Genomic DNA, 25,620 nt, shown 5'->3' on the forward strand with positions numbered 1-25,620 from the left:
TTGTCGGTGGCCGGGTGCAGGATGGGGACATGGTCAGCCCCACGCATCGTGCCCTCGAGGCGTTCTCCCCCGCGACCCGCGGCTGGTTCACGGGGGCGTTTTCCGCGCCCACCGCCGCCCAGGCCGGGGCATGGCGTGCCATCGCCGAGGGCTCGGACGTGCTGGTGGTGGCGCCGACCGGCTCGGGCAAGACGCTGGCCGCGTTCCTCGCCGCGCTGGACCAGCTCGCCTCGACCCCGCCGCCCGCCGACCCGAAGAAGCGCTGCCGGGTGCTGTACGTGTCGCCGCTGAAGGCCCTCGCGGTCGACGTCGAGCGCAATCTGCGCAGCCCGCTCACCGGCATCCGGCAGGAGGCGGTGCGGCTCGGGCAGCCCGAACCCGAGGTCAAGGTCGGCATCCGCTCGGGCGACACGCCTGCCGCGGAGCGCCGCGCCCTGGCCACCCGCCCGCCGGACATCCTGATCACCACGCCCGAGTCGCTGTTCCTGATGCTGACGTCCGCGACGCGGGACGCGCTCACGGGTGTCGAGACGGTGATCCTGGACGAGGTGCACGCGGTGGCGGGCACCAAGCGCGGCGCCCATCTGGCCCTGTCCCTGGAGCGGCTGGACGAGCTGCTGCCCCGGCCCGCGCGGCGGATCGGCCTGTCGGCGACCGTGCGTCCGGTGGACGAGGTGGCCCGCTATCTGTCCCCCCGCCGCAAGGTGGAGGTCGTCCAGCCGCCGTCGGGCAAGGAGTTCGACCTCTCGGTGGTCGTCCCCGTCGAGGACCTCGGGGAGCTGGGCGGCTCCCCGGTCGCGGACTCCGAGCAGGGCGCGGAGCGGCCCTCGATCTGGCCGCACGTCGAGGAGCGGATCACCGACCTCGTCCAGGCGCACCGCTCGACCATCGTCTTCGCCAACTCGCGCCGTCTCGCGGAGCGTCTGTGCAACCGGCTGAACGAGATCGCGTACGAGCGGGCGACCGGCGAGGCCTTGGCGGAGCACCACTCGCCGGCCGAGCTCATGGGCGGCTCCGGGGCGGCCCAGGGTGCGCCCGCCGTGATCGCCCGCGCGCACCACGGTTCGGTCTCCAAGGAGCAGCGGGCCCTGGTCGAGGAGGACCTGAAGGCGGGCCGGCTGCCGGCCGTGGTCGCCACGTCCAGCCTGGAGCTGGGCATCGACATGGGCGCCGTGGACCTGGTGGTGCAGGTCGAGTCGCCGCCGTCCGTGGCCTCCGGTCTCCAGCGGGTCGGCCGTGCGGGACACCAGGTGGGGGCGGTCTCCCGGGGTGTGGTCTTCCCGAAGTACCGGGGCGACCTGGTGCAATCGGCGGTGGTCACGGAGCGCATGCGCTCCGGCTCCATCGAGTCCCTAAGGGTGCCCGCCAACCCGCTGGACGTCCTGGCGCAGCAGCTCGTCGCGATGACGGCCCTGGACACGTGGCAGGTCGACGACCTCCTCGCCACGGTGCGCCGGGCGGCCCCCTTCGCGTCGCTTCCCGAGTCGGCCTTCACGGCCGTGCTGGACATGCTCGCCGGCCGCTATCCGTCCGATGCCTTCGCGGAGTTGCGCCCGCGCGTGGTGTGGGACCGGGTCGCCGGGACGGTCACCGGCAGGCCGGGCGCGCAGCGGCTGGCCGTCACCTCGGGCGGCACGATCCCGGACCGCGGCCTGTTCGGGGTGTTCCTCGCCGGGTCCGACCCGAAGAAGGGCGGCGGCCGGGTCGGCGAGCTGGACGAGGAGATGGTCTACGAGTCCCGGGTGGGCGATGTGTTCACCCTGGGCACCAGTTCCTGGCGGATCGAGGACATCACCCGTGACCGGGTCCTGGTCTCCCCCGCTCCGGGGGTTCCGGGCCGGCTCCCGTTCTGGAAGGGCGACCAGCTGGGCCGCCCGCTCGAACTGGGCCGGGCGGTGGGCGCGTTCCTGCGCGAGATCGGTTCCCTGCCGAAGGACGACGCGCGTCTGCGTCTGCTGGCCGCCGGGCTCGACGCCTGGGCGGCGGACAACGTGCTGGCGTATCTGGCGGAGCAGCGCGAGGCCTGCGGCCATGTGCCGGACGACCGGACGATCGTCGTCGAGCGGTTCCGGGACGAGCTGGGCGACTGGCGGGTCGTCGTGCACTCGCCGTTCGGCGCCCAGGTGCACGCCCCCTGGGCGCTCGCCCTCGGCGCCCGGCTCTCCGAGCGGTACGGCATGGACGCTCAGGTCATGCACGCCGACGACGGCATCGTGCTGCGCCTGCCGGACGCCGACCTGATGGGCCTGGACCTGCTCGACCAGGAGCCCTCGAAGCCGGGCACCGAGTACGACGCCGAGCAGGCACCCGTCGGTGCGGCGGACGTCGCCTTCGACAAGGGCGAGGTCGACGGGATCGTCACCGACCAGGTGGGCGGCTCGGCGCTCTTCGCCTCGCGGTTCCGCGAGTGCGCCGCCCGTGCGCTGCTGCTGCCGCGCCGCAACCCGGGCAAGCGCACCCCCCTGTGGCAGCAGCGCCAGCGCGCCGCTCAGCTCCTCCAGGTGGCGAGCGAGTTCGGCTCCTTCCCCATCGTGCTGGAGGCCGTGCGCGAATGCCTCCAGGACGTCTTCGACGTCCCCGGTCTCACCGAGCTGATGGGCGACATCGAGTCCCGCAAGGTGCGGCTCGTCGAGGTGACCACCCCGGAGCCGTCGCCGTTCGCCCGCTCGCTGCTGTTCGGTTACGTCGCCCAGTTCCTGTACGAGGGCGACTCACCGCTCGCCGAGCGGCGCGCCGCGGCGCTCTCCCTGGACTCGCGGCTGCTCGCCGAACTGCTGGGCCAGGCGGAGCTGCGCGAGCTGCTGGACGCGGAGGTGCTGACGGAGCTGGAGCGCGAGCTCCAGTGGCTGACCGAGGACCGGCGCGTCAAGGACGTCGAGGGCGTCGCGGACGTGCTGCGGCTGCTCGGGCCGCTCACCCGGGCCGAGCTGGTCGAGCGCGGCGCCGACCCCGGCTGGGCGGAGGAGCTGGCCGGGGCCCGGCGCGCGATCCGGGTCCGTATCGCGGGCGCGGACCACTGGGCGGCGGTCGAGGACGCGGGGCGGCTGCGGGACGCCCTGGGCACGGCCCTGCCCGTGGGGGTGCCGGAGGCTTTCACGGAGCCGGTGAAGGATCCGCTGGGCGACCTCCTCGCGCGGTACGCGCGCACCCACGGCCCGTTCACATCGGCGACGGCGGCGGCGCGGTTCGGCCTGGGCACGGCGGTCACGGACGGCGCCCTCCAGCGGCTCGCCGCGGCCGGGCGCGTCGTCCAGGGCGAGTTCCACCCCGCGGGCATCGGACAGGAGTGGTGCGACGCGGCGGTGCTGCGCCGGCTGCGCCGCCGGTCGCTCGCGGCGCTGCGGCACGAGCTGGAGCCGGTGCCGCCCGCCGCGCTCGCCCAGTTCCTGCCGCAGTGGCAGCACCTGGGCGGGCAGGAGCTGCGCGGCATCGACGGACTGGTGCGCGCCGTCGAGCAGTTGCAGGGGGCGTCCGTTCCCGCGTCCGCGCTGGAGAAGCTGGTCCTGCCGTCCCGGGTGCGGGGATACACACCGGCGATGCTGGACGAACTCACCGCCGCCGGAGAGGTGGTGTGGTCAGGGGCGGGATCGCTCCCGGGCAAGGACGGCTGGGTCTCGCTCTATCTCGCGGACGCCGCTCCGCTGCTGCTGCCGGCCCCGCACCCGCTCGAACCGACGGCACTGCACCAGTCCGTCCTGGACACGCTGTCCGGGGGCTACGGCCTGTTCTTCCGTCAGATCGCCGACCAGGTCCGCGCCACCACGCACCCCGAGGTCACCGATCCCCAACTGGCCGACGCCCTCTGGGATCTGGCCTGGACGGGGCGGCTCACGAACGACACACTGGCCCCGCTCCGCGCCCTGCTGGGTTCGGGGCGCACGGCAGGCTCCACGGCGCACCGCGCGAAGCGGGCCGTGCCGCGCGGACGCTACGGCACGCTGACGGCCGCCGCCCGGCCGGCCTCGCGCGGTGGCCCGCCCACCGTCGCGGGCCGCTGGTCACTGCTGCCCGCCCGGGAGCCGGACTCCACGGTGCGCGCGCACGCGGTGGCCCGCACCCTGCTCGACCGGCACGGGGTGGTGACGCGGGGAGCGGTCGCCGCGGAGGGGATCGAGGGCGGCTTCTCGGCGACGTACCGCGTGCTGTCGGCGTTCGAGGAGAGCGGTCAGGCCCGTCGGGGCTATGTGGTGGAGGGACTGGGCGCCGCCCAGTTCGCGATGGACGGCGCGGTGGACCGGCTGCGCGCCGCGGCGAACGCCCGTGAGCGGGGCGAATCGGCCCTGGCTGCGCAGGCGGGCTTCCCCTCCGGCGGCTTCTCCGGGAACGGCTTCGGGGGCGATGCCGCCGGCGTTGGGTTCGGCGCCGGCCTTCCCGGCGCGGGGCCGCGCTCCGCCGCCCTCCGCAGTGTGGTGCTGGCCGCCGCCGACCCGGCGAACGCGTACGGGGCGGCCCTGCCCTGGCCCGAGCCGCCGACCGGCGCCGGGCACAAGCCGGGCCGCAAGGCCGGTTCCCTGGTCGTCCTGGTCGACGGCGAGCTCACCCTGTACATGGAGCGCGGCGGCAAGACCCTGCTGGCCTGGCCGACGAACCCGGAGGAACCGGCTGCGCCCGACGACCCCCGGCTCGTCGCGGCGGCCGAGGCGCTCACGACCGCGGCCCGCGACGGCGCCCTCGGTACGGTCACCGTGGAGCGCATCAACGGCGTCTCGGCCCTCACCTCGCCGCTCGGTGTGCTCCTGGAGACGTCGGGCTTCCACGCGACTCCCCGGGGGCTGCGGATACGGGCGTGACGGGGTCCGCGGGCGCGGATGCATCACTCGGGACGGTAAGCCCGCCCGGATACGGCCGTCCCGCGTGCCACTCTGGTTCCATGCCCGAAGGAGACACCGTCTGGCAGACCGCACGCCGACTGCACACCGCGCTCGCGGGACGGGTGCTCGTGCGGTCCGATCTGCGGGTGCCGCGGTATGCGACGGCCGACCTCACGGGCCGCACCGTCCTGGACGTCACACCGCGCGGCAAGCATCTGCTGACCCGTATCGAGGGCGGTCTCACCCTGCACTCCCATCTGCGGATGGACGGCGCATGGAAGGTGTACGCGGCGGGCGAGCCCTGGCGCGGCGGGCCCGGACACCAGATCCGTGCGATTCTCGGCACCGCCGACCGCACGGCCGTCGGGTACCGGCTCCCCGTCCTCGAACTGCTCCGCACGGCCGACGAGGAGAAGGCGGTCGGGCACCTGGGGCCCGATCTGCTCGGGCCGGACTGGGACCCGGCGCTGGCCCTGGAGAACCTCCTCCGGGACCCCGGCCGGCCCCTCGGCGAGGCCCTGCTCGACCAGCGCAATCTCGCGGGCATCGGCAACGTCTACAAGTCCGAGCTGTGCTTCCTGCTCCGCGCCACTCCGTGGCTTCCCGTCGGCGAGCTGCCGCCGGAGACCGCCGAGCGTCTGCCGGCCCTCGCGAAGAGGCTGCTCGAGGCGAACCGCGATCGTCCCGCCCGCTCCACCACCGGCCACCGCGACCAGCGCCTGTTCGTGTACGGCCGGGCCCCGCGCCCGTGCCTGCGCTGCGGCACCCCGGTCCGCGCGGCGGACCAGGGGGACGGCACCAAGGACCGCCCGACCTACTGGTGCCCGGCCTGCCAGCCGGGCCCGGCGCCCGCGCCCCGTACCGGCCGCTCCCGCCCAACCAATTGACGGACCGTCAGAAATGCTCGTACGGTCCCTTCATGCCTGTCGCCGCGTACGACCTCACGGGACGCACCGCCTTCGTCACCGGCGCCGCGAGCGGGATCGGCCGTGCCGTCGCCGTGCTGCTGGCACGGGCCGGGGCCGTCGTGCACGGCGCGGACCTGGACGCCGCCGGCCTGGAGGAGACCGCGGCACTGGTCAAGGGAGCCGGCGGTGTCGCGCACCTGCACGTCCTCGACGTCACCGACCGCGCAGCGCTACGACGGGCCGTCCGGTCCTGCGACCGTCTGGACGTGCTGGCCGCCGTCGCCGGGATCATGCACAGCAGCCCCGTGCTGGAGACCCGGGACGAGGACCTCGACCGGGTGCTGAACGTCAACTTCAAGGGCGTGCTCCACGCCTGCCAGGAGGCCGCCGAGGCCATGATCGCCTCAGGTACCCGCGGCAGCATCGTCACCATGGCCTCGGGCGCCGTCGACACCGGGGGCCCGGGCCTGCTCTGCTACGGCGTCGCGAAGGCCGCGGTAGTCCAGCTGACGAAGACGCTGGCCACCGAGGTGGGGCCGCACGGGATCAGGGTGAACGCCGTCGCGCCCGGGTGGATCAGGACCCCGATGACCGAGCGCCACGACCCTCGCGCCCAGGCGCACACGGAGGCCCTGATGGTGCGCATGTCCCCCCTGGGCCGGGTCGGCGAGCCGGAGGACGTCGCGCATGCCGTACTGCACCTGGCCTCGGACGCGGCCGCGTTCACGACGGGCCAGATCCTGCGCCCGAACGGCGGCGTCGCCATGCCCTGGTAGCCCCGATGACGCCCCGCACCCCGGACCGGTCGTTCTCCTTGGGCACGCAGTGCACGGGGAGCAGACTCAGCCCCCAGCCGCCCGTGGCGACGGCACCCTCCAGGAGACCGGCATCGGGCATCAGGGCGAGCCGGAGCACCGCCCACCACCAGAGGGCGCCCAGCACGACGAGCACGGCGAGGGGCACCCCGCGCGGTATTCGTCCGTCCAAGGCCGCCACCTCAGGCCGCGGCCGCACATATGCCGGGGACCACGGCCTCAGCCGTTCTCCGCCTGGAACATCCAATGGTGCTTTTCGAGGTCCGCCGTGATTCCGATGAAGATGTCCTGGCTGACGGGATCCGGGTCACCGGTGGCGTCGATGCGTTCACGCATACGGGTGATGACGGCGCCGAGCGCGTCCACGAGCGTGCTGACGGCGTCCGCGTCCTGCACCCAGCCCTCCCGTACCGCCCCGATCCCGCTGGTCCCCGCCACGGTCCCGGCCCGCCCGTCGGGCGGGATCCCCAGGGTCGCAGCCCGCTCGGCCACGGTGTCGGAGTGGAGCCGTGCGGTGTCGACGACCTCGTCCAGCTGGAGGTGCACGGAGCGGAAGCGCGGCCCGACGATGTTCCAGTGCACCTGCTTGGCGACCAGCGAGAGGTCGAGCAGATCCACGAGCGCGCCCTGCAGAGCGTTCCCGACGGTCTTCTGGTCCGTCTCGGACAGCGGGCTCTTCACGACGTACATCCGTCATCCTCCAGGCACTCGGTCCAGCCCGACCCCCAGCTCCATCAACCATGACATAAAGCCGCAAAGCCGGTCACTCGAGGAATGCGGCGGTGTCCGGGCGGTACGGCTGCCGGGAAGCCCCGGCAGTGGCCCCCGGGCACACGCGAGAGCCCCGGCCATCGGCCGGGGCTCTTGTCATGCGTAGGCGTCGACGCAGGGGCTGTCCGCACCCCGGGGCGTCAGGCGGCGACTACGTCCACTGCTTCCGTAGGCGCCTTGATCGTCACCCGTTCCGGCGGCACTCCGGTCACCGAGACGGAATTGAGCATCGGGCGTACCGGTGCACGCACCGGCTCAGTGGCTGCCGCCGACTCGGCCAGCTCGGCGAGAGCGAGCTCGTCGCTCACCTCGCGCATGAGTTCGGACATCCGTACGTCAAGCGCGTCGCAGATTGCGGAGAGCAGCTCGGAGGAAGCCTCCTTCTGCCCCCGCTCCACCTCGGAGAGATAGCCGAGCGAGACTCGGGCGGACGAGGAGACTTCGCGCAGAGTACGGCCCTGGCGCTGGCGCTGCCGACGCAGCACGTCACCCAGCAGGCGACGGAGCAAAATCATCGGTGGCTCCCTCCTCGGACCGTGTAGCCGCATCCTTCACGCCCCACCGTACCGCCTCGCGCCGCGGCCGTGCGGGGAGCGATGTCGTGTTCACTCAGGGCTGCAAACATCAAGTCCCCCCGTTCTGTTCCGTATCCTGTGCCCGTTCATTCCCGGTACGTTCGCCGGTACGTGCGCCGATGAGCTCCTCCAGGAGCAGATCGAGCACGCTCCGTACACTCTCCATACGGATTTCCGAACGGTCACCGTTCAACCGCAGGGCGGCCACTTTCCCGCCACCGGTCGGCCCGTGCACGGCGACGAACACCGTGCCGACCGGCCGGCCGTCCTGGGCGTCGGGCCCGGCGACGCCGGTCGTCGCGAGGCCCCAGTCCGCTCCGAGCGCCTTGCGCACCCCGGCCGCCATCTCAAGGGCGACCCCGGGGTCCACGGCTCCGCTGCTGTCCAGCAGGGCGCCGTCGACACCCAGCAGGTCCCGCTTCAGGTCGGTCGCGTACGCCGTCACGGAGCCGCGGAAGACCTTGGAGGCCCCGGGTACATCCGTGATGCGGGCCGCCACCAGACCGCCGGTCAGGGACTCGGCGACGGCAAGGGTCTCGCCCCTCGACGTCAGCCGGCGCACTGCCTCGGCGGCCCCGGAGGTCATCGCTCCGGCTCCCCGTCGGCCGATGCGGATGCCGCGGTCCCGGCCGGAGCCGTCTCCCCGGCACCTCGCGGCTCCCGCGCGCCCGGCTGCTCCCCGTCTGCCCCGGCGGCTGCATGAGCCCCGGCCGCCCCGGCTTCCGCAGCGCTGCGGCGCGCCTCCGCCATTCCCTGCCGGCGCAGCACAACGGCCTGTTTCACATAGTCGAGGCCGGTCACGACGGTCAGGACGACCGCCACCGCCATCACCCAGAAACGCAGGGTGGCCAGCGGTCCGGTCAGCGCCAGGACGTACATGCCGACGGCCGTGCCCTGGGCGAGCGTCTTCAGCTTGCCGCCGCGGCTGGCCGGGATGACCCCGTAGCGGATCACCCAGAAGCGCAGCAGTGTGATCCCCAGCTCACGGCCCAGGATCACGCCCGTCACCCACCACGGCAGATCGCCGAGGAAGGACAGACAGATCAGCGCCGCACCCATGATCGCCTTGTCGGCGATCGGGTCGGCGATCTTCCCGAAGTCCGTGACCAGGTTGTACGTGCGCGCGAGGTGCCCGTCGAAGAGGTCCGTGATCATGGCGATGGCGAACGCGGCCCAGGCGAGCGAGCGCATTCCGGGGTCGTATCCGCCGTCCGCCAGCATCAGCGCCACGAATCCCGGCACGAGCAGCAGCCGGATCATGGTGAGGATATTGGCGATGTTCCACAGGCTGGCCTGGTTGACGGCCGCAGCGCCCAGCTTGCCGCCGGGCGCCGGCCTGCCGGAACCGCCCGTTGCGGATGCCGGGACTCCGGTCATCTGCCCGCCTCCTCGGAACATGCGCCGCCGTCGATGACCTCGGCCACCAGGTCGACACCTTCCGTACCGACCACCTTTGCCTCGACCATACGACCGACGCTCAGGCCTTCGCCGCTCGTGAGCCGGACCTGCCCGTCCGTCTCGGGCGCCTGGTGGGCGGCGCGGCCGACCGCGCCCTCCTCGTCGTCCAGGGACTCGACCAGGACCTCGAGGGTCTCGCCCAGCCGCTCGTCGGCACGCTGCGAGACCAGTTCCTCGGCGAGCCGCGAGATGTGCGCGAGGCGCTCGGCCACGACGTCCTCGTCGAGCTTGTTCTCGTACGAGGCCGCTTCCGTGCCCTCCTCGTCCGAGTAGCCGAAGACCCCGATGGCGTCGAGCCGGGCGCCGTTCAGGAAGCGCTCGAGCTCCGCGAGGTCGTCCTCGGTCTCGCCGGGGAAGCCGACGATGAAGTTGGACCGGACACCGGCCTGCGGGGCCTTGGCTCGGATCTGGTCGAGCAGGTCCAGGAAGCGGTCGGTGTCGCCGAAGCGCCGCATGGCGCGCAGCACGCCGGGCGCGGAGTGCTGGAAGGACAGGTCGAAGTACGGCACGACCTTCTCGGTGGAGGTCAGGGCGTCGATGAGGCCCGGACGCATCTCGGCGGGCTGGAGGTAGCTGACGCGGACCCGCTCGATGCCGTCGACCGCGGCGAGTTCCGGCAGCAGCGTCTCCAGCAGGCGGATGTCGCCGAGGTCCTTGCCGTAGGAGGTGTTGTTCTCGGAGACCAGCATGATCTCCTTGACGCCCTGCTCGGCCAGCCAGCGGGTCTCGCCCAGCACGTCCGAGGGGCGGCGCGAGATGAAGGAGCCGCGGAAGGACGGGATGGCGCAGAACGAGCACCGCCGGTCGCAGCCGGAGGCCAGCTTCACCGAGGCGACGGGCGAGGTGCCGAGGCGGCGGCGCAGCGGGGCGCGCGGGCCCGAGGCGGGCGCCACCCCCTCCGGGAGGTCCGCGGGGGCCGGGGTCTCGGCGGGGGCGTGCCCGGGAAGCGCCACGTCCGCACCGGCCTGCTGCCGCTCGGCGGGGCTGATCGGCAGCAGCTTGCGCCGGTCGCGCGGGGTGTGCGAGGCGTGGATGCCGCCGCCCAGGATCGTCTGGAGCCGGTCCGAGATGTCCGCGTAGTCGTCGAAGCCGAGCACGCCGTCCGCTTCCGGAAGCGCCTCGGCGAGGTCCTTGCCGTACCGCTCGGCCATGCATCCCACGGCGACGACCGCCTGGGTTCTGCCCTGGCCCTTGAGGTCGTTGGCCTCCAGGAGGGCGTCGACGGAGTCCTTCTTGGCGGCTTCCACGAAGCCGCAGGTGTTGACGACGGCGACGTCCGCGTCCTGGGCGTCCTCGACGAGCTGCCAGCCGTCCGCCTCCAAGCGGCCTGCGAGCTCCTCCGAGTCCACCTCGTTACGGGCGCAGCCAAGAGTGACGAGAGCGACGGTGCGGCGTTCGGGCATGGGCTCAAGACTACTTCGTCCCACTGACGGCCCCGCCCGCGAGGGTTGCCCGATCTTGACGGCCCTCGCACATACGTCCGGTTCGACCCCGGAAGCCTGCGTCCGGGACCGGTCCCGGGGCCGTGCGGACGGCCCCGGGGGGACTCACCCGGCCTCGGGGTCGCCCTTCGTGTACGACAGGCGCTCGACCTGTCCCGGCTGGAACTTGTCCTGGATCTGCTTGCCGTTGACCACCAGCTGGATGGCGCCCGCGTCCCCGAGCACGAGGTCGATCTTGGAGTCGTCCTGGAAGGTCTTCGTCTGGCCCTTCTCCAGGGTGCCGTCGAAGAGCTGCCGGCCGTTGTGGTCCTTGGCGGAGATCCAACTGCGGCCGTCCGCGGCGTTCAGCACGACGGTGACCTTGTCGCGGGGCGCGGCCGCGATGGCACTGTCGGACGGGTCCGACTTTGTCTCGGCGGGCTTGCTGCTCGGCGTCGGCTTGGGCGCGGACTTGCTGGCCGACGGCGTGGAGCCGCCCTCGGCGGTCTGGCTTCGGTCCGCCCCGTCACTGGTGCCGCCCTTCACGAGGGTGAACCCGACGAAAGCGATCACGGCGACGATCGCGGCGACCATGGCCGCGGTCCAGTTGGGCCGACGCGGCTCCGCACGGATGCGCTCGGCCTCGAACAGGGGTGCGGCCGGGGTCGGCGAGGGGCGCCCGCCGTGATCGGCGTCGTACCGGGCCACGAGCGGGGCGGGATCGATGCCCACGGCTCGCGCCAGGGTCCTGATGTGGCCGCGCGCGTACACATCGCCGCCGCATCGGGTGAAGTCGTCCTGCTCGATCGCCTGCACGATCGGGATGCGCACCCGGGTGGCGGTGCTGATGTCGTCGACGGTGAGCCCCGCGTCCATACGCGCCTGCTGAAGGGCACGGCCGACCGAGAGCCAGTCGTCCGCCGGGAACAGATCGGGCTCCGCGGGGCTATCGGCCAGATGGTCGTCCGAAGGACGGTCCTGCGCCGAGGGGCGGTCGTCTTCAGGGGAGTTGCCGATGGACACGAGGGCGCCTTTCGAGCGTGCAGCCACCTGCTGGAGGTTCAGTCTAGGGGGGGTACGAAAGGGTGGGGCAACCGGGCGGTCCGACTTTGTACGCCATTCGCACGCCGTACGAACAGCGGGACTTCCCGAGGGTGAGGCAGGTTCCTTGCGTCCCCCTCAACTTGACGTACGCCACGGGGAAACGGTTGCTCTCGGAACCTTTACGGTTGGGTCTCGGCGAGGTGTAGGTGCTGTTGTCTCAGCGGCGCTGAGCTCTGCCTCTCAGCAGTATGTACGCCGCTACGGTTGAGCCTCCCCGCGGATCACCGCGAGCACTCCATCCAGGTCGTCAGGTTTCACCAGAACGTCACGTGCCTTGGATCCCTCGCTCGGGCCGACGACGCCCCGCGACTCCATGAGGTCCATGAGCCGCCCTGCCTTCGCGAAGCCGACGCGGAGCTTGCGCTGGAGCATCGAGGTGGAGCCGAACTGCGTGGAGACCACCAGTTCGGCCGCCTGGCAGAGCAGGTCCAGGTCGTCGCCGATGTCCTCGTCGATCTCCTTCTTCTGCTTGGAGCCGACGGTGACGTCCTCCCGGAAGACGGGCGTCATCTGCTCCTTGCAGTGCCGGACGACCTGGGCCACCTCCTCCTCGGTGACGAAGGCGCCCTGCATACGGGTCGGCTTGCTCGCTCCCATCGGCAGGAACAGCCCGTCGCCCTTGCCGATCAGCTTCTCGGCGCCGGGCTGGTCGAGGATGACCCGCGAGTCGGCGAGCGAGGAGGTGGCGAACGCGAGCCGGGACGGCACGTTCGCCTTGATCAGGCCGGTGACGACGTCGACGGACGGCCGCTGGGTTGCGAGCACCAGGTGGATGCCGGCCGCGCGCGCGAGCTGCGTGATGCGCACGATCGAGTCCTCGACGTCGCGCGGCGCCACCATCATCAGGTCGGCGAGCTCGTCGACGATCACCAGCAGATACGGGTAGGGCTGGAGCTCCCGCTCGCTGCCCTCGGGGGGCTTCACCTTGCCGGTGCGCACGGCCTGGTTGAAGTCGTCGATATGCCGGAATCCGTACGCCGCCAGGTCGTCGTAGCGCAGGTCCATCTCGCGTACGACCCACTGGAGCGCCTCGGCCGCGCGCTTGGGGTTGGTGATGATCGGCGTGATCAGGTGCGGGATGCCCTCGTACGCGGTCAGCTCGACGCGCTTGGGGTCGACGAGCACCAAGCGCACGTCCTCGGGGGTGGCCCGCATCATGATCGAGGTGATCAGGCAGTTGATGCAGGACGACTTGCCGGAGCCGGTGGCGCCGGCCACGAGGATGTGCGGCATCTTCGCGAGGTTGGCCATCACATAGCCGCCCTCGACGTCCTTGCCCAGCCCGACCAGCATCGGGTGGTCGTCCTCGGCCGCCTCCGCGAGCCGCAGCACGTCGCCGAGCTTGACCATCTCGCGGTCGGTGTTCGGGATCTCGATGCCGACCGCGGACTTGCCCGGGATCGGGCTGATGATCCGCACGTCCGGGCTGGCCACGGCATAGGCGATGTTCTTGGTCAGCGCCGTGATCCGCTCGACCTTCACGGCGGGGCCGAGCTCCACCTCGTACCGCGTGACCGTCGGCCCGCGGGTGAAGCCGGTGACGGCGGCGTCGACCTTGAACTCGGCGAAGACGTTCGTCAGCGAGGCGACCACCGCGTCGTTGGCGGCGCTGCGCGACTTGCCCGGCCCGCCTCGCTCCAGCTGGTCGAGCCCCGGCAGGGCGTAGGTGATGTCGCCGGAGAGCTGGAGCTGCTCGGCGCGCGGCGGCAGGTCGCGGGATGCGTCGGGCGCGGCCTTGGTCAGGTCCGGCACCGGCGAGGAGGCCTTCGGCTCCTCCTTCGGCGCCGTCACCTCCTCGGCACGTGCCGTCGGAACCGGGGCCGTACGCTCCGGCACCCGCTCCGTGGAGACGCCCTGGGTGAGGTCCGCGACCAGCGGCGACGGCGGCATGCCGTGCAGGACGGCGCCGTCGAGGGCGGCGGCCGCCGCAGCGGCCACGTCGACGGCGTCCAGGGGGCGCGACGCGTCGGGCTGCACGGAGGCCCGGCGCGGCCTGCTGCGCTTGGAGAGCGCCTCCTGCTCGGCCTGCTCGGGGGCGTACGCCTCGGGGCCGGGAGCACGTCGCCGGGAGCGGGCGGGCAGCGCCTCGCGCCACTGCTCCTCGTACCGCTCGTCGTCCTCGCCCGGGGATCCGGACTCGTACGTCTCCCCCTCCGGGTCCTGGATCAGGCCCAGCCTGGTGCCGAGGAGCCGCAGCCGCTGCGGGATGGCGTTGACGGGCGTCGCCGTGACGACGAGCAGCCCGAAGACGGTGAGCAGCACCAGCAGGGGCACCGCCAGCACATCGCCCATCGTGTACGTCAGGGGGGTGGCAGCGCCCCAGCCGATCAGGCCGCCGGCGTCCCTTATGGCCTGCATGCCGTCGCTGCGGGCGGGATCGCCGCAGGCCACGTGGACCTGGCCGAGCACACCGATGACGAGCGCGGACAGGCCGATGACGATCCGGCCGTTGGCCTCCGGCTTCTCGGGGTGCCGGATGAGACGGGCCGCGATGATCGCGACCAGGATCGGCACGAGCAGATCGAGGCGGCCGAAGGCGCCGGTGACGAGCAGCTCCACCAGGTCGCCCACGGGGCCGCGGAGGTTGGACCAGGTACCGGCGGCGACGATCAGCGCGATGCCCAGCAGCAACAGCGCGAGGCCGTCCTTGCGGTGCGCCGGATCGAGTCCCTTCGCGCCCCGCCCTATGCCGCGGAACAGCGCCCCGACGGCGTGCGCCGCGCCCAGCCAGACCGCGCGTACGAGACGGTAGAGGCCACCGGTGGGACTGGGCGCCGGCCTGGGCGCGGTCTTCTTCGCCACGGCCTTCTTGGCGGGCGCCTTCCTGGCCGGGGTCTTCTTCGCGGGCGCCTTCTTAGCAGGGGCCTTCCTCGCCGTGGCCTTCGTCGGCGCGGCCGCCTTCTTCGCGGGCGTCTTCTTGGCTGCGGGCTGACGTGGGGCCATGGGTGTGAGGTTACCGGTGACGACCACTGCGGACACGTGTGCCCACTGCTTCACCCGTTCGTGTCGCCCCTGCGGTCACCGGCAACTGACGAGGTCTCACCGGGGTGCGGCAGTGAAGGGCCGCCGGAGCGCCCGGTGTTCCGGACCCACGGCGGCCGTGTACTGCCGTCAGTTCTGCGAGGGCACCGAGGGCGTGTCGCTGCCCGTCCCCGGCTCCAACGCGTCCAGCGCCCTGCGCAGGCCGGTCAGTTTGCGCTCCAGATGGGCGGCCGTGGCCACCGCCGCCGCGTCCGCCGAGTCGTCGTCGAGCTGCTTCGACAGGGCCTCCGCCTGCTCCTCGACGGCGGCGAGGCGGGCGGAGAGCTCGGCGAGCAGCCCCGCGGGCTCCTTGGCGTCGCCGACGGCGCTCTTGCCGCCGCCCTCGAGCTGAAGCCGCAGCAGCGCCGCCTGCTCCCGCAGTTGGCAGTTCTTCATGTACAGCTCGACGAACACCGAGACCTTGGCGCGCAGCACCCACGGGTCGAACGGCTTGGAGATGTAGTCGACCGCTCCGGCCGCGTACCCACGGAACGTGTGGTGCGGACCGTGGTTGATGGCGGTCAGGAAGATGATCGGGATGTCCCGGGTCCGCTCCCGCCGCTTGATGTGCGCGGCGGTCTCGAAACCGTCCATCCCCGGCATCTGGACGTCCAGCAGAATGACCGCGAAATCGTCCGTGAGCAGTGCTTTGAGCGCTTCCTCCCCGGACGATGCCCGAACCAGTGTCTGATCGAGCGCAGAGAGGATGGCCTCCAGCGCCAGCAGATTCTCCGGCCGGTCATCGACCAGGAGGATCTTGGCCTTCTGCACCATGGCCCGCCCTCCTCGTCCCGGCAGTGCACCGGGCGCCGCCCCACGGGACGACTCCCTACCGCCGCCCGTCCTTGTGCCGGTCATGGTAGCCGCACCCCGCCTGTCGCCACACCCTGTCACCGCGATGTCACTGTGCACGTAGCAGAAACGCAGTGGGAGACCAGAAGGTTCCCCGGATACCGGGTTCCTACACGGGCTCGGCAACACTCAGTCAGCAAAATTGCCGGTTGCCGCCCCTCCACCGTCACCCACCGCCACCCTTCAGGGGAAGCGCGGCGCGCCTGTTTCCTTCGTCACTCTTCGTGCATCCAGCGCTCCATGACCGAGAGCAGATGATCCGGATCGACCGGCTTCGTGACGTAGTCGGACGCACCGGACTCGATGGCCTTCTCGCGGTCGCCCTTCATGGCCTTCGCGGTGAGCGCGATGATCGGCAGACCCTCGAACTGCGGCATCCTGCGGATCGCCGTCGTCGTCGCGTACCCGTCCATCTCCGGCATCATGATGTCCATCAGGACGACCGTGACGTCGTCGTGCTGCTCCAGCACCTCGATGCCCTCACGGCCGTTCTCCGCGTACAGCACCGACAGGCCGTGCTGCTCCAGCACGCTGGTCAGCGCGAACACATTGCGGATGTCGTCGTCGACGATGAGTACCTTCTCGCCGTCGAAGCGTACGCCGCGGCCCCGTTGGGGCAGCGCCTCCTGCACCTCGCCGGTCCACTGCTCCTGAGCGGCCGTCGACTGCCCCGGGAGCGCCGGGGGCCTGCCGGCCGCGTCCGCCCGGCGGCGGCGCCGGAAGAGGGCGGCAGGGCCGCTCTGGGCGTCCTGGTAGGACCTGACCTCGGCGGGCGTCTCGATGTCGAGCTCCGGGCTCTCCACCGCCGCGACGAACGCACCGCCGGGCTCGACGGGCGCCTCGACCTGGGCGAAGCCCTGCGGCGGCAGTTCACTCGGGTGCAGCGGCAGGTACAGCGTGAACGTGGACCCGCGGCCCGGCTCGCTCTGGGCGTGGATCTCACCGCCGAGCAGCCGTGCGATCTCCCGGCTGATGGACAGGCCGAGGCCGGTGCCGCCGTACTTGCGGCTCGTCGTTCCGTCCGCCTGCTTGAACGCCTCGAAGATCACCCGCATCTTGCTCGCGGCGATCCCGATACCGGTGTCGGTCACCGAGAACGCGATCAGCTCGGCGTCCGGATCCTGCAGCGACCCCGACTCCAGCAACTGCTCCCGGATCGCCACGGGCACATCGGCGCCGGCCGTCCGGATCACCAGCTCGACCGCGCCGGAGTCGGTGAACTTCACCGCGTTGGACAGCAGGTTGCGCAGCACCTGCAACAGCCGCTGCTCGTCGGTGTGCAGCGTCGCGGGCAGCTCCGGGGACACCCGTACGGAGAAGTCGAGACCCTTCTCGGCGGTCAGCGGCCGGAAGGTGGCCTCCACGTAGTCGACGAGCTGCACCAGGGCGATACGCGTCGGCGAGACGTCCATCTTGCCGGCCTCGACCTTCGACAGGTCGAGGATGTCGTTGATCAGCTGGAGCAGGTCGGATCCCGCGCCGTGGATCGTCTCGGCGAACTCGACCTGCTTGGGGGTGAGGTTCGTGTCGGCGTTGTCGGCGAGCAACTTGGCCAGAATCAGCAGCGAGTTGAGCGGCGTGCGCAGCTCGTGCGACATGTTGGCCAGGAACTCCGACTTGTAGCGCATGGAGACCGCGAGCTGTTCGGCGCGCTCCTCCAGGACCTGGCGGGCCTCCTCGATCTCGGTGTTCTTCACCTCGATGTCGCGGTTCTGCTGCGCCAGCAGCTCGGCCTTGTCCTCCAGTTCGGCGTTGGACGACTGGAGGGCCTTCTGCCGGTTCTCCAGCTCGGCCGAGCGCTCCCGCAGCTGCTCGGTCAGCTCCTGCGACTGCTTCAGCAGCACCTCGGTCTTGGTGTTGACGCTGATGGTGTTGACGCTCGTCGCGATCATCTCGGCGATCTGGCTGAGGAAGTCCTTCTGGATCTGTGTGAACGGCTGGAACGAGGCCAGCTCGATCACACCGAGCACCGTGCCCTCGAAGAGCACCGGCAGCACGATCACATGGGCGGGCGGCGCCTCGCCGAGCCCGGAGGCGATCTTCAGATAGCCCGGCGGGACGTTCTCGACGAGGATCGACCGCTTCTCCTTGGCCGCCGTCCCGATCAGCGTCTCCCCGGGACGGAAGGACGTCGGCATCGAACCCATCGAATAGCCGTACGAGCCGAGCATGCGGAGTTCGTAGTCGTCGTCGTGCATGCTGCCGAGGTCCTGTGCGTCATCCGTCGGCATCGCCAGGAAGAACGCACCGTGCTGCGCGGAGACCACCGGGGTGAGCTCGCTCATGATCAGCGAGGCCACGTCGTCCAGGTCCCGGCGGCCCTGCATCAGACCGGAGATCCGGGCCAGGTTGCCCTTGAGCCAGTCCTGCTCCTTGTTGGCGAGCGTGGTGTCGCGGAGATTCGCGATCATCGTGTTGATGCTGTCCTGGAGGTCCTTGATCTCCCCGGAGGCGTCCACATCGATCTTCAGGTTGAGGTCGCCGCGGGTCACCGCCATGGCGACCGCCGCGATCGCACGCACCTGGCGGGTGAGGTTTCCGGCCATCTCGTTCACGGACTCGGTGAGATCGCGCCAGGTACCGTCGACGTCCCGTACCCGTGCCTGGCCGCCCAGTTGACCCTCGGTGCCCACCTCGCGGGCCACCCGGGTGACCTCCTCGGCGAAGCTGGAGAGCTGGTCCACCATCGTGTTGATGGTGGTCTTCAGTTCGAGGATCTCGCCGCGCGCGTCGATGTCGATCTTCTTGGTGAGGTCACCCTTGGCGATCGCGGTCGTGACCATGGCGATGTTGCGCACCTGACCGGTCAGGTTGGACGCCATGCCGTTCACGGACTCGGTGAGGTCCTTCCACGTGCCGGAGACGCCCGGTACGCGTGCCTGGCCGCCGAGGATGCCGTCCGTGCCCACCTCGCGGGCCACCCGGGTCACCTGGTCCGCGAACGAACTCAGCGTCTTGACCATCGTGTTGACGGTGTCCGCGAGCTGCGCGACCTCACCGCTCGCCTCGACGGTGACCTTCTTCGTGAGGTCGCCGTTGGCGACTGCCGTCGCGACCTGCGAGATGTTGCGCACCTGATTGGTCAGGTTGTTCGCCATCACGTTGACGTTGTCGCTCAGGTCCTTCCAGATGCCGGTCACACCGGGCACCCGGGCCTGGCCGCCCAGGTTGCCCTCGGTACCCACCTCACGGGCCACCCGGGTCACCTGCTCGGCGAAGTTGGACAGCTGGTCGACCATCGTGTTGACGGTGGTGACGAGTTCGAGGATCTCGCCCTTGGCGTCGACGGTGATCTTCTTCGACAGGTCGCCCTTGGCGACCGCGGTGGTCACCTCGGAGATGTTGCGCACCTGGATGGTGAGGTTGTTGGCCATGAAGTTCACGGACTGGGTGAGGTCCTTCCAGGTGCCGGAGACACCCTGCACCTCGGCCTGTCCGCCGAGGATGCCCTCGGTGCCCACCTCGCGGGCCACCCGGGTCACCTGGTCCGCGAAGCTGGAGAGCTGGTCGACCATCGTGTTGATGGTGTTCTTCAGCTCCAGGATCTCCCCGCGCGCGTCCACGTCGATCTTCTGCGACAGATCACCGCGCGCCACCGCCGTCGAGACCTGGGCGATGTTGCGCACCTGGGCCGTCAGGTTGCCGGCCATGCCGTTCACGGAGTCCGTGAGGTCACGCCACACACCGGCAACGCCCGGCACCTGCGCCTGACCGCCGAGACGGCCCTCGGTGCCCACCTCGCGGGCCACCCGGGTCACCTGGTCCGCGAAGGCGGAGAGCTGGTCCACCATCGTGTTGATGGTGCTCTTCAGCTCCAGGATCTCCCCGCGCGCGTCCACGTCGATCTTCTGCGACAGATCACCGCGCGCCACCGCCGTCGTCACCTGGGCGATCTGACGTACCTGGGAGGTGAGATTTCCGGCCATGAAGTTGACGGAGTCGGTGAGTTCCTTCCACGTACCGCTGACGCCGTCCACGCGCGCCTGGCCGCCGAGCCGGCCCTCCGTGCCCACGTCGCGGGCCATGCGCGTGACCTGGTCGGCGAACGACGAGAGCTGGTCCACCATCGTGTTGACGGTGTTCTTCAGCTGGAGCATCTCGCCGGACACGTCGACGGTGACCTTCTGCGACAGGTCACCGTTCGCCACCGCCGTCGTCACCTGGGCGATGTTGCGCACCTGACCGGTGAGGTTGCGGAACGCCGTGTTGACGGAGTCGGTGAGGTCCTTCCACGTCCCAGCCGCGCCCGGCACCTGTGCCTGGCCGCCGAGTTCACCCTCGACGCCGACCTCCCGCGCGACCCGGGTCACCTCGGCACCGAACGACGACAGCTGGTCCACCATCGTGTTGACGGTGTTCTTCAGCTCCAGCATCTCGCCCGCGACATCGACGGTGACCTTCTGCGACAGGTCACCGTTGGCCACCGCCGTCGTCACTGCGGCGATGTCGCGCACCTGGGTGGTGAGGTTCCGGAAGACCGTGTTCACCGAGTCGGTGAGGTCCTTCCACGTCCCCGCCGCGCCCGGCACGTTCGCCTGACCGCCGAGCCGGCCCTCCCCGCCGACCTCGTTGGCCACGCGCGTGACCTCGTCGGCGAAGGTGCGCAGCGTCTCCGTCATCTGGTTGATGGTGTCGGCGAGCTGGGCGACCTCGCCGCGTGCGCTCACCGTCACCTTCTGCGACAGGTCGCCGTTCGCCACGGCGGTGGTGACCTGGGCGATTCCGCGGACCTGGGCCGTGAGGTTGCCAGCCATCAGGTTCACCGAATCGGTGAGGTCCTTCCACACGCCCGCCACACCCGGCACCTGTGCCTGGCCGCCGAGTTCACCCTCGGTGCCGACCTCGCGCGCGACCCGGGTCACCTCGGCACCGAACGACGACAGCTGGTCCACCATCGTGTTGACGGTGTTCTTCAGCTCCAGCATCTCGCCGGCCACATGGACCGTGACCTTCCGGGACAAGTCACCCTTGGCCACTGCGGTGGTGACGAGAGCAATGTCACGCACCTGCGCGGTCAGCCGGTACGCCATCGTATTGACCGAATCCGTGAGGTCCTTCCACGAACCGGACATGCCGCGCACCCGGGCCTGACCGCCGAGCTTGCCCTCCGTACCGACCTCGCTGGCCACCCGTGTGACCTCGTCGGTGAACGTCGACAGCTGGTCCACCAGGTTGTTGACGGTGCGCCCGACCTTCAGGAACTCACCGCGCAGCGGATGGCCGGTGCCGTCCGGCGACTGGGTCCGCAGCTCCATGCGCTGCTCCAGATCGCCGTCCGCGACCGCGGAGAGCACGCGCCCGACCTCGGACACGGGGCGCACCAGATCGTCGACCAGGGCGTTCGACGCGTTGATCGCGGCCATCCAGGAGCCCTCGCAGGCCCCGACCTCCAGCCGTTCCGTGAGCTTTCCCTCACGCCCGACCACGCGCCGCACCCGCGACAGCTCACCCGTGAGGTGCAGGTTCCGGTCGGCGACCTCGTTGAAGACCGCCGCGATCTCGGCCATCACACCGTCACCCGAGACCGTCAGCCGCTTGCGGAAGTTCCCGTCCCGCATGGACACCAGCGCCTGGAGCAGCCGCTCCAGCGCCGCTTCGTCCACCGCCGTCGTCCCACCCCGCTTTTTGCGCGGTTTCGTCAGGGGCTGTCCGCTTTTCGCGCGCGCGCTCGTGCCTCGCGTCGCTCCGCCAGACTCCACCGTGTCCCTCCCGCAGGGGTCGACCTTGTGCTCGGGCTCTCACTTGAAGCTTGCCCAGTGTTTCACCTTGGCAGAACCAGGCCATAACAGTTCGGCAGCTTCGCACACCGTCCGCACACCCTCCGGGCGGAAACACACGCGGGCGGCATCCGCATGGACCGCGAAGGTAAGTAACCTTGCATGCGGCTGTCCACCCACCCCGGTCCGCCCGGCCTGGGCGGTGGCACTGGAACGAACGGGCATCGGAGGGGCGGCCGCAGGCATGACCGGACTGCATGTGCCCGGGGGACACCCCCCGGGGTCCCGGCGAGCGCACGAGGACCGCCGAGGAACCCCGGGCACGGACAATCGGACGAGGAGTTCTGTGATCACCGCGCGCGCGGCTGCCACCTTCGCCCCCGTCGGACGCTCTGTCGCGACGGCGCGTTCCTTCGTCCGGGACACCCTCCAGGGCTGGGGCTTCCCCGACATCGTCGACGACGCGGTGGTCCTCACCAGCGAGCTCGTCACGAACGCCGTGGTCCACGCCGGCACCTCCGCCGAGGTGCTGTGCCTGCGCGCCGAGGACGGCGTGCGCATCGAGGTGTCCGACCGCTATCCGGAGCGTGAGATCCCGCTCCAGCAGTCGGCCGTCAACATGGGCAGCCCCGACCGCGAGGGCGGCCGCGGCCTCCAGCTGTGCGCGGCGCTCGCCACCCGCTGGGGCGTCGAGTACACACCGACCCACAAGCTGGTCTGGTTCCAACTCGCCCTGCCGGAACGCGCGGTGGGCACCCGCACGGCCGGCCCGTCGCTGCCCGCGAGCATGCTCCCGGCGGCCGACGGCCGGGTCCGTGTCGCGGTCGTCCAGATCGACCGCACCGGCGCCATCACCGCATGGAACGAGGACGCCGGCGATCTGTTCGGATACGCCGCCGAACAGGTCACCGGAAAGCCCCTCACCGACCTCGCGGCCTGGCCGCACACCCCGGGCACCAGCACCGGCATCGCGGAGGCCCTGCAGCTCTCCCGCTGGGAGGGCAGCTACGGCATCCGCGGCGCCGACGGCCGCGTCATGCCCGTCTACGCCTCGCACCTGAGGGTCCGTGACACGGACGGCGAACCGTCCACGGTCTGCCTCCTCGTACGCGACCACGAACGCGCTGTCCTCCAGACCCCGTTGCGCATCCCGGCCCCCGACACGGGCACCGCCCCGGACGGGCAGGGTTCGGACCCGTTCGAGGTGTTCATCGGCTCTCCCGCCCCGGACGACCTGGACGGGCTGTTGCAGCGCACCGTGGAACGCGCCCGCGACATGCTCGACGGCGACGCCGCCTTCCTGCTCCTCGCCACCGACGACGAGACCGAGTTGGAGGTCCGCGCCTCCACCGGGCTGCCCTCCGCCCGCCAGCGGTTCGCCCGTGTGCCCGTCGAGGCGGGTCCCGGCCGCTACGGCTCGGCCCGGATGCCGGCGGTCCACGAGGACCTGACGGTGGTGCCCGGCGCCGTACCCCTGCTGAGCGGCACCGGCATGCGGTCGGTCGTCACGGTCCCGCTGAAGGTCGAGGGCCGCCTCACGGGCTCCCTCGGCGTCGCGGCGGAGTCCCCCGACCGCTACTCCAACGAGGAGGCCCTGCGCCTGCAGTTCGCGGCGGACCGGATCGCGCTCGCCGTCGAGTCGGCTCGTCTGGGCGAGCTGGAACGCCTGCGCCGCGGCTCGTTGTCCTTCCTCGTCGAGGCGTCCGACCTCCTCGCCGGAACCCTCGACCGCGACCAGACCCTCGCCCTGATGGCGCAGATGACGGTCCCGACGCTGGCCACCTGGTGCGCCGTCTACACGATCGCCGACCAGTCGTCGGAGCCCTATCTCTCCTACGTGCTGCACGAGGACGAGGAACGCATCGACGGCCTCAAGGCCCTGCTCTCCCGCATCGCCCCGCCCGACCCGGTGCCCACGCCCGGCGCCCGCGTCTGGAACGCGCCGGCCGAGGCCGCGCACCAGGCCGCCCTGCGCACCTCGATGCGCAGTCTGGGCCTCGAGCCCTCCACGGTGAGCACCGGCATCGGCACGACCCACGCGACCGCTTCGGCGGTCGGCGGGGAGACCGTCGTCCTGCCGCTGGTCGCCCGCAACCGCGTCATCGGCATGCTGACCCTCGGCAAGCCCTCCGACGAGCACTTCCGCCAGGAGATCCTGGAACTCGCCGAGGACCTCAGCCGTCGTGCGGCACTCGCCCTCGACAACGCCCGCCTGTACTCGGAGCGCACGGCCATCAGCCAGTCCCTCCAGCGCAGCCTGCTGCCCCCGGAGCTGCCGCACGTCCCGGGCGTCGAGGTCGAGGTCATCTACCGCGCGGCCGGCGAGGGCAACGAGGTCGGCGGAGACTTCTACGATCTCTTCCCCATCCGGGACGGCGCCTACGGGTTCGCGATCGGCGACGTCTGCGGCACGGGCCCCGAGGCCGCGGCCGTCACGGGCCTCGCCCGCCACGCCCTGCGGCTGCTGGCCCGTGAGGGCTTCGGCGGTCCTGCGGTCCTGGAGCGCCTGAACGCCGCGATCCTCGACGAGGGCGCCCGCAGCCGGTTCCTGACGCTCCTGTACGGCGAGCTGTGGCCCCAGGAGGACGGCAGCGCCGTCCTCAAGGTGGTCTGCGCGGGCCATCCGCTCCCGCTGCGCCTGCGGCAGGACGGCTCGGTGGAGCCCGCGGCCGAGCCACAGCCGCTGCTCGGTGTGATGGACGACCTGGAGTTGTACGAGCAGCGCGTCACCCTCGACCCGGGCGATGTGCTGCTGTGCGTCACGGACGGTGTGACCGAGCGTCGCGAGGGAACCCGGATGCTCGGCGACGACGGCCTCGCGGACGTCCTGAGCACCTGTACGGGTCTGACGGCCGGCGCCGTGGCGGCACGCATCATGCGCGCCGTGGAACGCTTTGCGTCGGATGCCCCGTCGGACGACATGGCGATTCTTGCGATGCGGGTCCCGGGGCTGCAGAAGGACTGAGCCCCGGGTCGTGTGCCCGGGGCGTTCTCGCGCCGGGCACACGGACAAGCGCACGCCTCACACGAAAAAGGTCCCCACCCTTTCGGGTGAGGACCTTCTCAACTACCGAGCCCCCAAACGGAATCGAACCGTTGACCTTCTCCTTACCATGGAGACGCTCTACCGACTGAGCTATAGGGGCCTGTTCCCATCGCGGTTTCCCGCGCGGCAACGAAAAGAATCATACCCTGCACACGACGGTGCTCCGAACCACTGCCCATGGAACTCGGGTCCGGGTTCCCGAGGGAGGGCGGAAGCGGACCCCGGACGGAGAAGGGCCCGTCTAGAAGGCGGGAGCCGGCTGCAGCAGCCCGCCGAGTGCATTGCACGCAGAGACGATCCGCTGCATCTCCCGCCGCGTCAGCGAGGCGTCGACGGGCAGCGTCAGCGTCTCGTCGGCGGCCCGCTCGGTCTCGGGCAGGAACACGCTCCGCCGGAATCCGGGCAGCCGGTGCACGGGCGTCTTCACGGGTACGCGGCAGTCGACTCCGCGCGCCCGTACGGCACGGGCGAAGGCGTCCCGGTCAGGCCGCCCGTTGCCCGGTACCCGCACGACGTACTGCTGGTAGGTGTGCCCTTCGCCGCCGTCCGGCGTGATGACGCCGGTGAGCCGTCCGTCGAGGTACGCGGCCCGCTCGCGCCGCTGCGCGACCTCGTCGTACGGCGCGTCCGACTCGCCGTGTTCCAGCACGAGGAGGCCGTGTCGCTGTCCGAGCTCCCGAAGCCGGGTCGTGTCGGCGGGCCGGCCGAACCGGTGGACCACGATGACCGCGGCGGTTCGGGGGTTCACGACCGAGGTGACGGCCTGGGGGTCGAGGCAGTACGTTCCACCGTCTATGTCGGCGAAGACGGGCAGGGCGCCGGCCTCGACGACCGCCTCAGCGACCTCGACGTTGCCGAACGCCGGCACGACGACCTCGTCCCCGGCTCCGATGCCTGCTGCTCGCAGCATTCCCACTGTGCCCATGGCAACGGATGTTCGTCGCGCGACGTGAACGGCAGGTGACGCACAACAAAGGCGGCGCACAACAAAAAAGAGCTGGTCCCTGAACTCTCGTTCAGGGACCAGCTCTTCTCAAAATTTGTTCGGCGGCGTCCTACTCTCCCACAGGGTCCCCCCTGCAGTACCATCGGCGCTGTGAGGCTTAGCTTCCGGGTTCGGA

At 71.1% G+C, this 25,620-nt stretch carries 15 protein-coding genes, 1 tRNA gene and 1 rRNA gene; 4 read left to right on the plus strand and 13 right to left on the minus strand.

Features of this window, described 5'->3' with window-relative positions; genetic code table 11:
- Nucleotides 1-29 precede the first annotated feature (29 nt).
- The 3 genes from ACWCP6_RS30930 to ACWCP6_RS30940 all read left to right on the plus strand — a co-directional run bounded on the left by ACWCP6_RS30930 (nt 30) and on the right by ACWCP6_RS30940 (nt 6,495).
- Nucleotides 30-4,790, plus strand: a complete 4,761-nt coding sequence (locus tag ACWCP6_RS30930) for an ATP-dependent helicase (protein ID WP_450935902.1) — start codon at nt 30-32, stop codon at nt 4,788-4,790.
- 80 nt (nt 4,791-4,870) lie between these two features.
- Nucleotides 4,871-5,698, plus strand: coding sequence for an Fpg/Nei family DNA glycosylase (locus ACWCP6_RS30935; protein ID WP_450935903.1), 828 nt, complete (start codon nt 4,871-4,873; stop codon nt 5,696-5,698).
- A 32-nt stretch (nt 5,699-5,730) separates the two neighbouring features.
- Nucleotides 5,731-6,495: an SDR family NAD(P)-dependent oxidoreductase gene (locus tag ACWCP6_RS30940; protein WP_450935904.1), complete on the plus strand. Its 765-nt coding sequence runs from the start codon at nt 5,731-5,733 to the stop codon at nt 6,493-6,495.
- Here the strand turns inward: ACWCP6_RS30940 and ACWCP6_RS30945 are convergent.
- The 10 genes from ACWCP6_RS30945 to ACWCP6_RS30990 form a co-directional block, all read right to left on the minus strand.
- Nucleotides 6,443-6,706: a hypothetical protein gene (locus ACWCP6_RS30945; protein ID WP_450935905.1), complete on the minus strand. Its 264-nt coding sequence runs from the start codon at nt 6,704-6,706 to the stop codon at nt 6,443-6,445. The genes ACWCP6_RS30940 and ACWCP6_RS30945 overlap by 53 nt on opposite strands.
- A 47-nt stretch (nt 6,707-6,753) precedes the next feature.
- Nucleotides 6,754-7,224, minus strand: a complete 471-nt coding sequence (locus ACWCP6_RS30950) for a Dps family protein (RefSeq protein WP_450935906.1) — start codon at nt 7,222-7,224, stop codon at nt 6,754-6,756.
- Between the two features lie 221 nt (nt 7,225-7,445).
- Nucleotides 7,446-7,820 carry a helix-turn-helix domain-containing protein gene (locus ACWCP6_RS30955; protein ID WP_450935907.1) on the minus strand — a complete coding sequence of 125 codons (375 nt, stop codon included), beginning with the start codon at nt 7,818-7,820 and terminating at the stop codon, nt 7,446-7,448.
- A 109-nt stretch (nt 7,821-7,929) separates the two neighbouring features.
- Nucleotides 7,930-8,466 carry a CinA family protein gene (locus ACWCP6_RS30960; protein WP_450935908.1) on the minus strand — a complete coding sequence of 179 codons (537 nt, stop codon included), beginning with the start codon at nt 8,464-8,466 and terminating at the stop codon, nt 7,930-7,932.
- Entirely contained in the window at nt 8,463-9,257 is a 795-nt protein-coding gene (gene pgsA, locus ACWCP6_RS30965; protein ID WP_450935909.1) for a CDP-diacylglycerol--glycerol-3-phosphate 3-phosphatidyltransferase, read from the minus strand. The genes ACWCP6_RS30960 and pgsA overlap by 4 nt, the downstream gene beginning before the upstream one ends.
- Complete coding sequence (gene rimO / locus ACWCP6_RS30970; protein ID WP_450935910.1) at nt 9,254-10,741, minus strand: 30S ribosomal protein S12 methylthiotransferase RimO; 1,488 nt, start codon at nt 10,739-10,741, stop codon at nt 9,254-9,256. The genes pgsA and rimO overlap by 4 nt, the downstream gene beginning before the upstream one ends.
- A gap of 144 nt (nt 10,742-10,885) precedes the next feature.
- Nucleotides 10,886-11,782, minus strand: a complete 897-nt coding sequence (locus tag ACWCP6_RS30975; RefSeq protein ID WP_450935916.1) for a helix-turn-helix domain-containing protein — start codon at nt 11,780-11,782, stop codon at nt 10,886-10,888.
- Nucleotides 11,783-12,061: 279 nt separating this feature from the next.
- Nucleotides 12,062-14,806 (minus strand): DNA translocase FtsK, encoded by a 2,745-nt coding sequence (locus ACWCP6_RS30980; RefSeq protein WP_450935911.1) that lies wholly within the window; start codon nt 14,804-14,806, stop codon nt 12,062-12,064.
- Between the two features lie 168 nt (nt 14,807-14,974).
- On the minus strand, nt 14,975-15,658 hold the full coding sequence (locus ACWCP6_RS30985) for a response regulator (RefSeq protein WP_450935912.1): 684 nt from the start codon (nt 15,656-15,658) through the stop codon (nt 14,975-14,977).
- A 293-nt stretch (nt 15,659-15,951) separates the two neighbouring features.
- Nucleotides 15,952-21,435: a HAMP domain-containing protein gene (locus tag ACWCP6_RS30990; protein ID WP_450935913.1), complete on the minus strand. Its 5,484-nt coding sequence runs from the start codon at nt 21,433-21,435 to the stop codon at nt 15,952-15,954.
- Between the two features lie 262 nt (nt 21,436-21,697).
- Between ACWCP6_RS30990 and ACWCP6_RS30995 the strand changes: the two genes are divergently transcribed.
- Entirely contained in the window at nt 21,698-24,418 is a 2,721-nt protein-coding gene (locus tag ACWCP6_RS30995; protein ID WP_450935914.1) for a SpoIIE family protein phosphatase, read from the plus strand.
- 108 nt (nt 24,419-24,526) lie between these two features.
- Here the strand turns inward: ACWCP6_RS30995 and ACWCP6_RS31000 are convergent.
- The 3 genes from ACWCP6_RS31000 to rrf all read right to left on the minus strand — a co-directional run.
- A tRNA-Thr gene (locus ACWCP6_RS31000) sits at nt 24,527-24,599 on the minus strand.
- Between the two features lie 141 nt (nt 24,600-24,740).
- Entirely contained in the window at nt 24,741-25,424 is a 684-nt protein-coding gene (locus tag ACWCP6_RS31005) for a DegT/DnrJ/EryC1/StrS family aminotransferase (RefSeq protein ID WP_450935915.1), read from the minus strand.
- Between the two features lie 117 nt (nt 25,425-25,541).
- Nucleotides 25,542-25,620 (minus strand): 5S ribosomal RNA (gene rrf, locus ACWCP6_RS31010); the annotation flags it as partial.

Source organism: Streptomyces sp. NPDC002004 (assembly GCF_053593975.1).

What these genes read in the sequence shown, in the direction of transcription:
- ACWCP6_RS30930 (WP_450935902.1), top strand. Translation starts at nt 30, where the DNA reads ATGGTCAGCCCCACGCATCGTGCCCTCGAGGCGTTCTCCCCCGCGACC.
- ACWCP6_RS30935 (WP_450935903.1), top strand. Translation starts at nt 4,871, where the DNA reads ATGCCCGAAGGAGACACCGTCTGGCAGACCGCACGCCGACTGCACACC.
- ACWCP6_RS30940 (WP_450935904.1), top strand. Translation starts at nt 5,731, where the DNA reads ATGCCTGTCGCCGCGTACGACCTCACGGGACGCACCGCCTTCGTCACC.
- ACWCP6_RS30950 (WP_450935906.1), bottom strand. Translation starts at nt 7,224, where the DNA reads ATGTACGTCGTGAAGAGCCCGCTGTCCGAGACGGACCAGAAGACCGTC.
- ACWCP6_RS30955 (WP_450935907.1), bottom strand. Translation starts at nt 7,820, where the DNA reads ATGATTTTGCTCCGTCGCCTGCTGGGTGACGTGCTGCGTCGGCAGCGC.
- ACWCP6_RS30960 (WP_450935908.1), bottom strand. Translation starts at nt 8,466, where the DNA reads ATGACCTCCGGGGCCGCCGAGGCAGTGCGCCGGCTGACGTCGAGGGGC.
- pgsA (WP_450935909.1), bottom strand. Translation starts at nt 9,257, where the DNA reads ATGACCGGAGTCCCGGCATCCGCAACGGGCGGTTCCGGCAGGCCGGCG.
- rimO (WP_450935910.1), bottom strand. Translation starts at nt 10,741, where the DNA reads ATGCCCGAACGCCGCACCGTCGCTCTCGTCACTCTTGGCTGCGCCCGT.
- ACWCP6_RS30980 (WP_450935911.1), bottom strand. Translation starts at nt 14,806, where the DNA reads ATGGCCCCACGTCAGCCCGCAGCCAAGAAGACGCCCGCGAAGAAGGCG.
- ACWCP6_RS30985 (WP_450935912.1), bottom strand. Translation starts at nt 15,658, where the DNA reads ATGGTGCAGAAGGCCAAGATCCTCCTGGTCGATGACCGGCCGGAGAAT.
- ACWCP6_RS30995 (WP_450935914.1), top strand. Translation starts at nt 21,698, where the DNA reads ATGACCGGACTGCATGTGCCCGGGGGACACCCCCCGGGGTCCCGGCGA.
- ACWCP6_RS31005 (WP_450935915.1), bottom strand. Translation starts at nt 25,424, where the DNA reads ATGGGCACAGTGGGAATGCTGCGAGCAGCAGGCATCGGAGCCGGGGAC.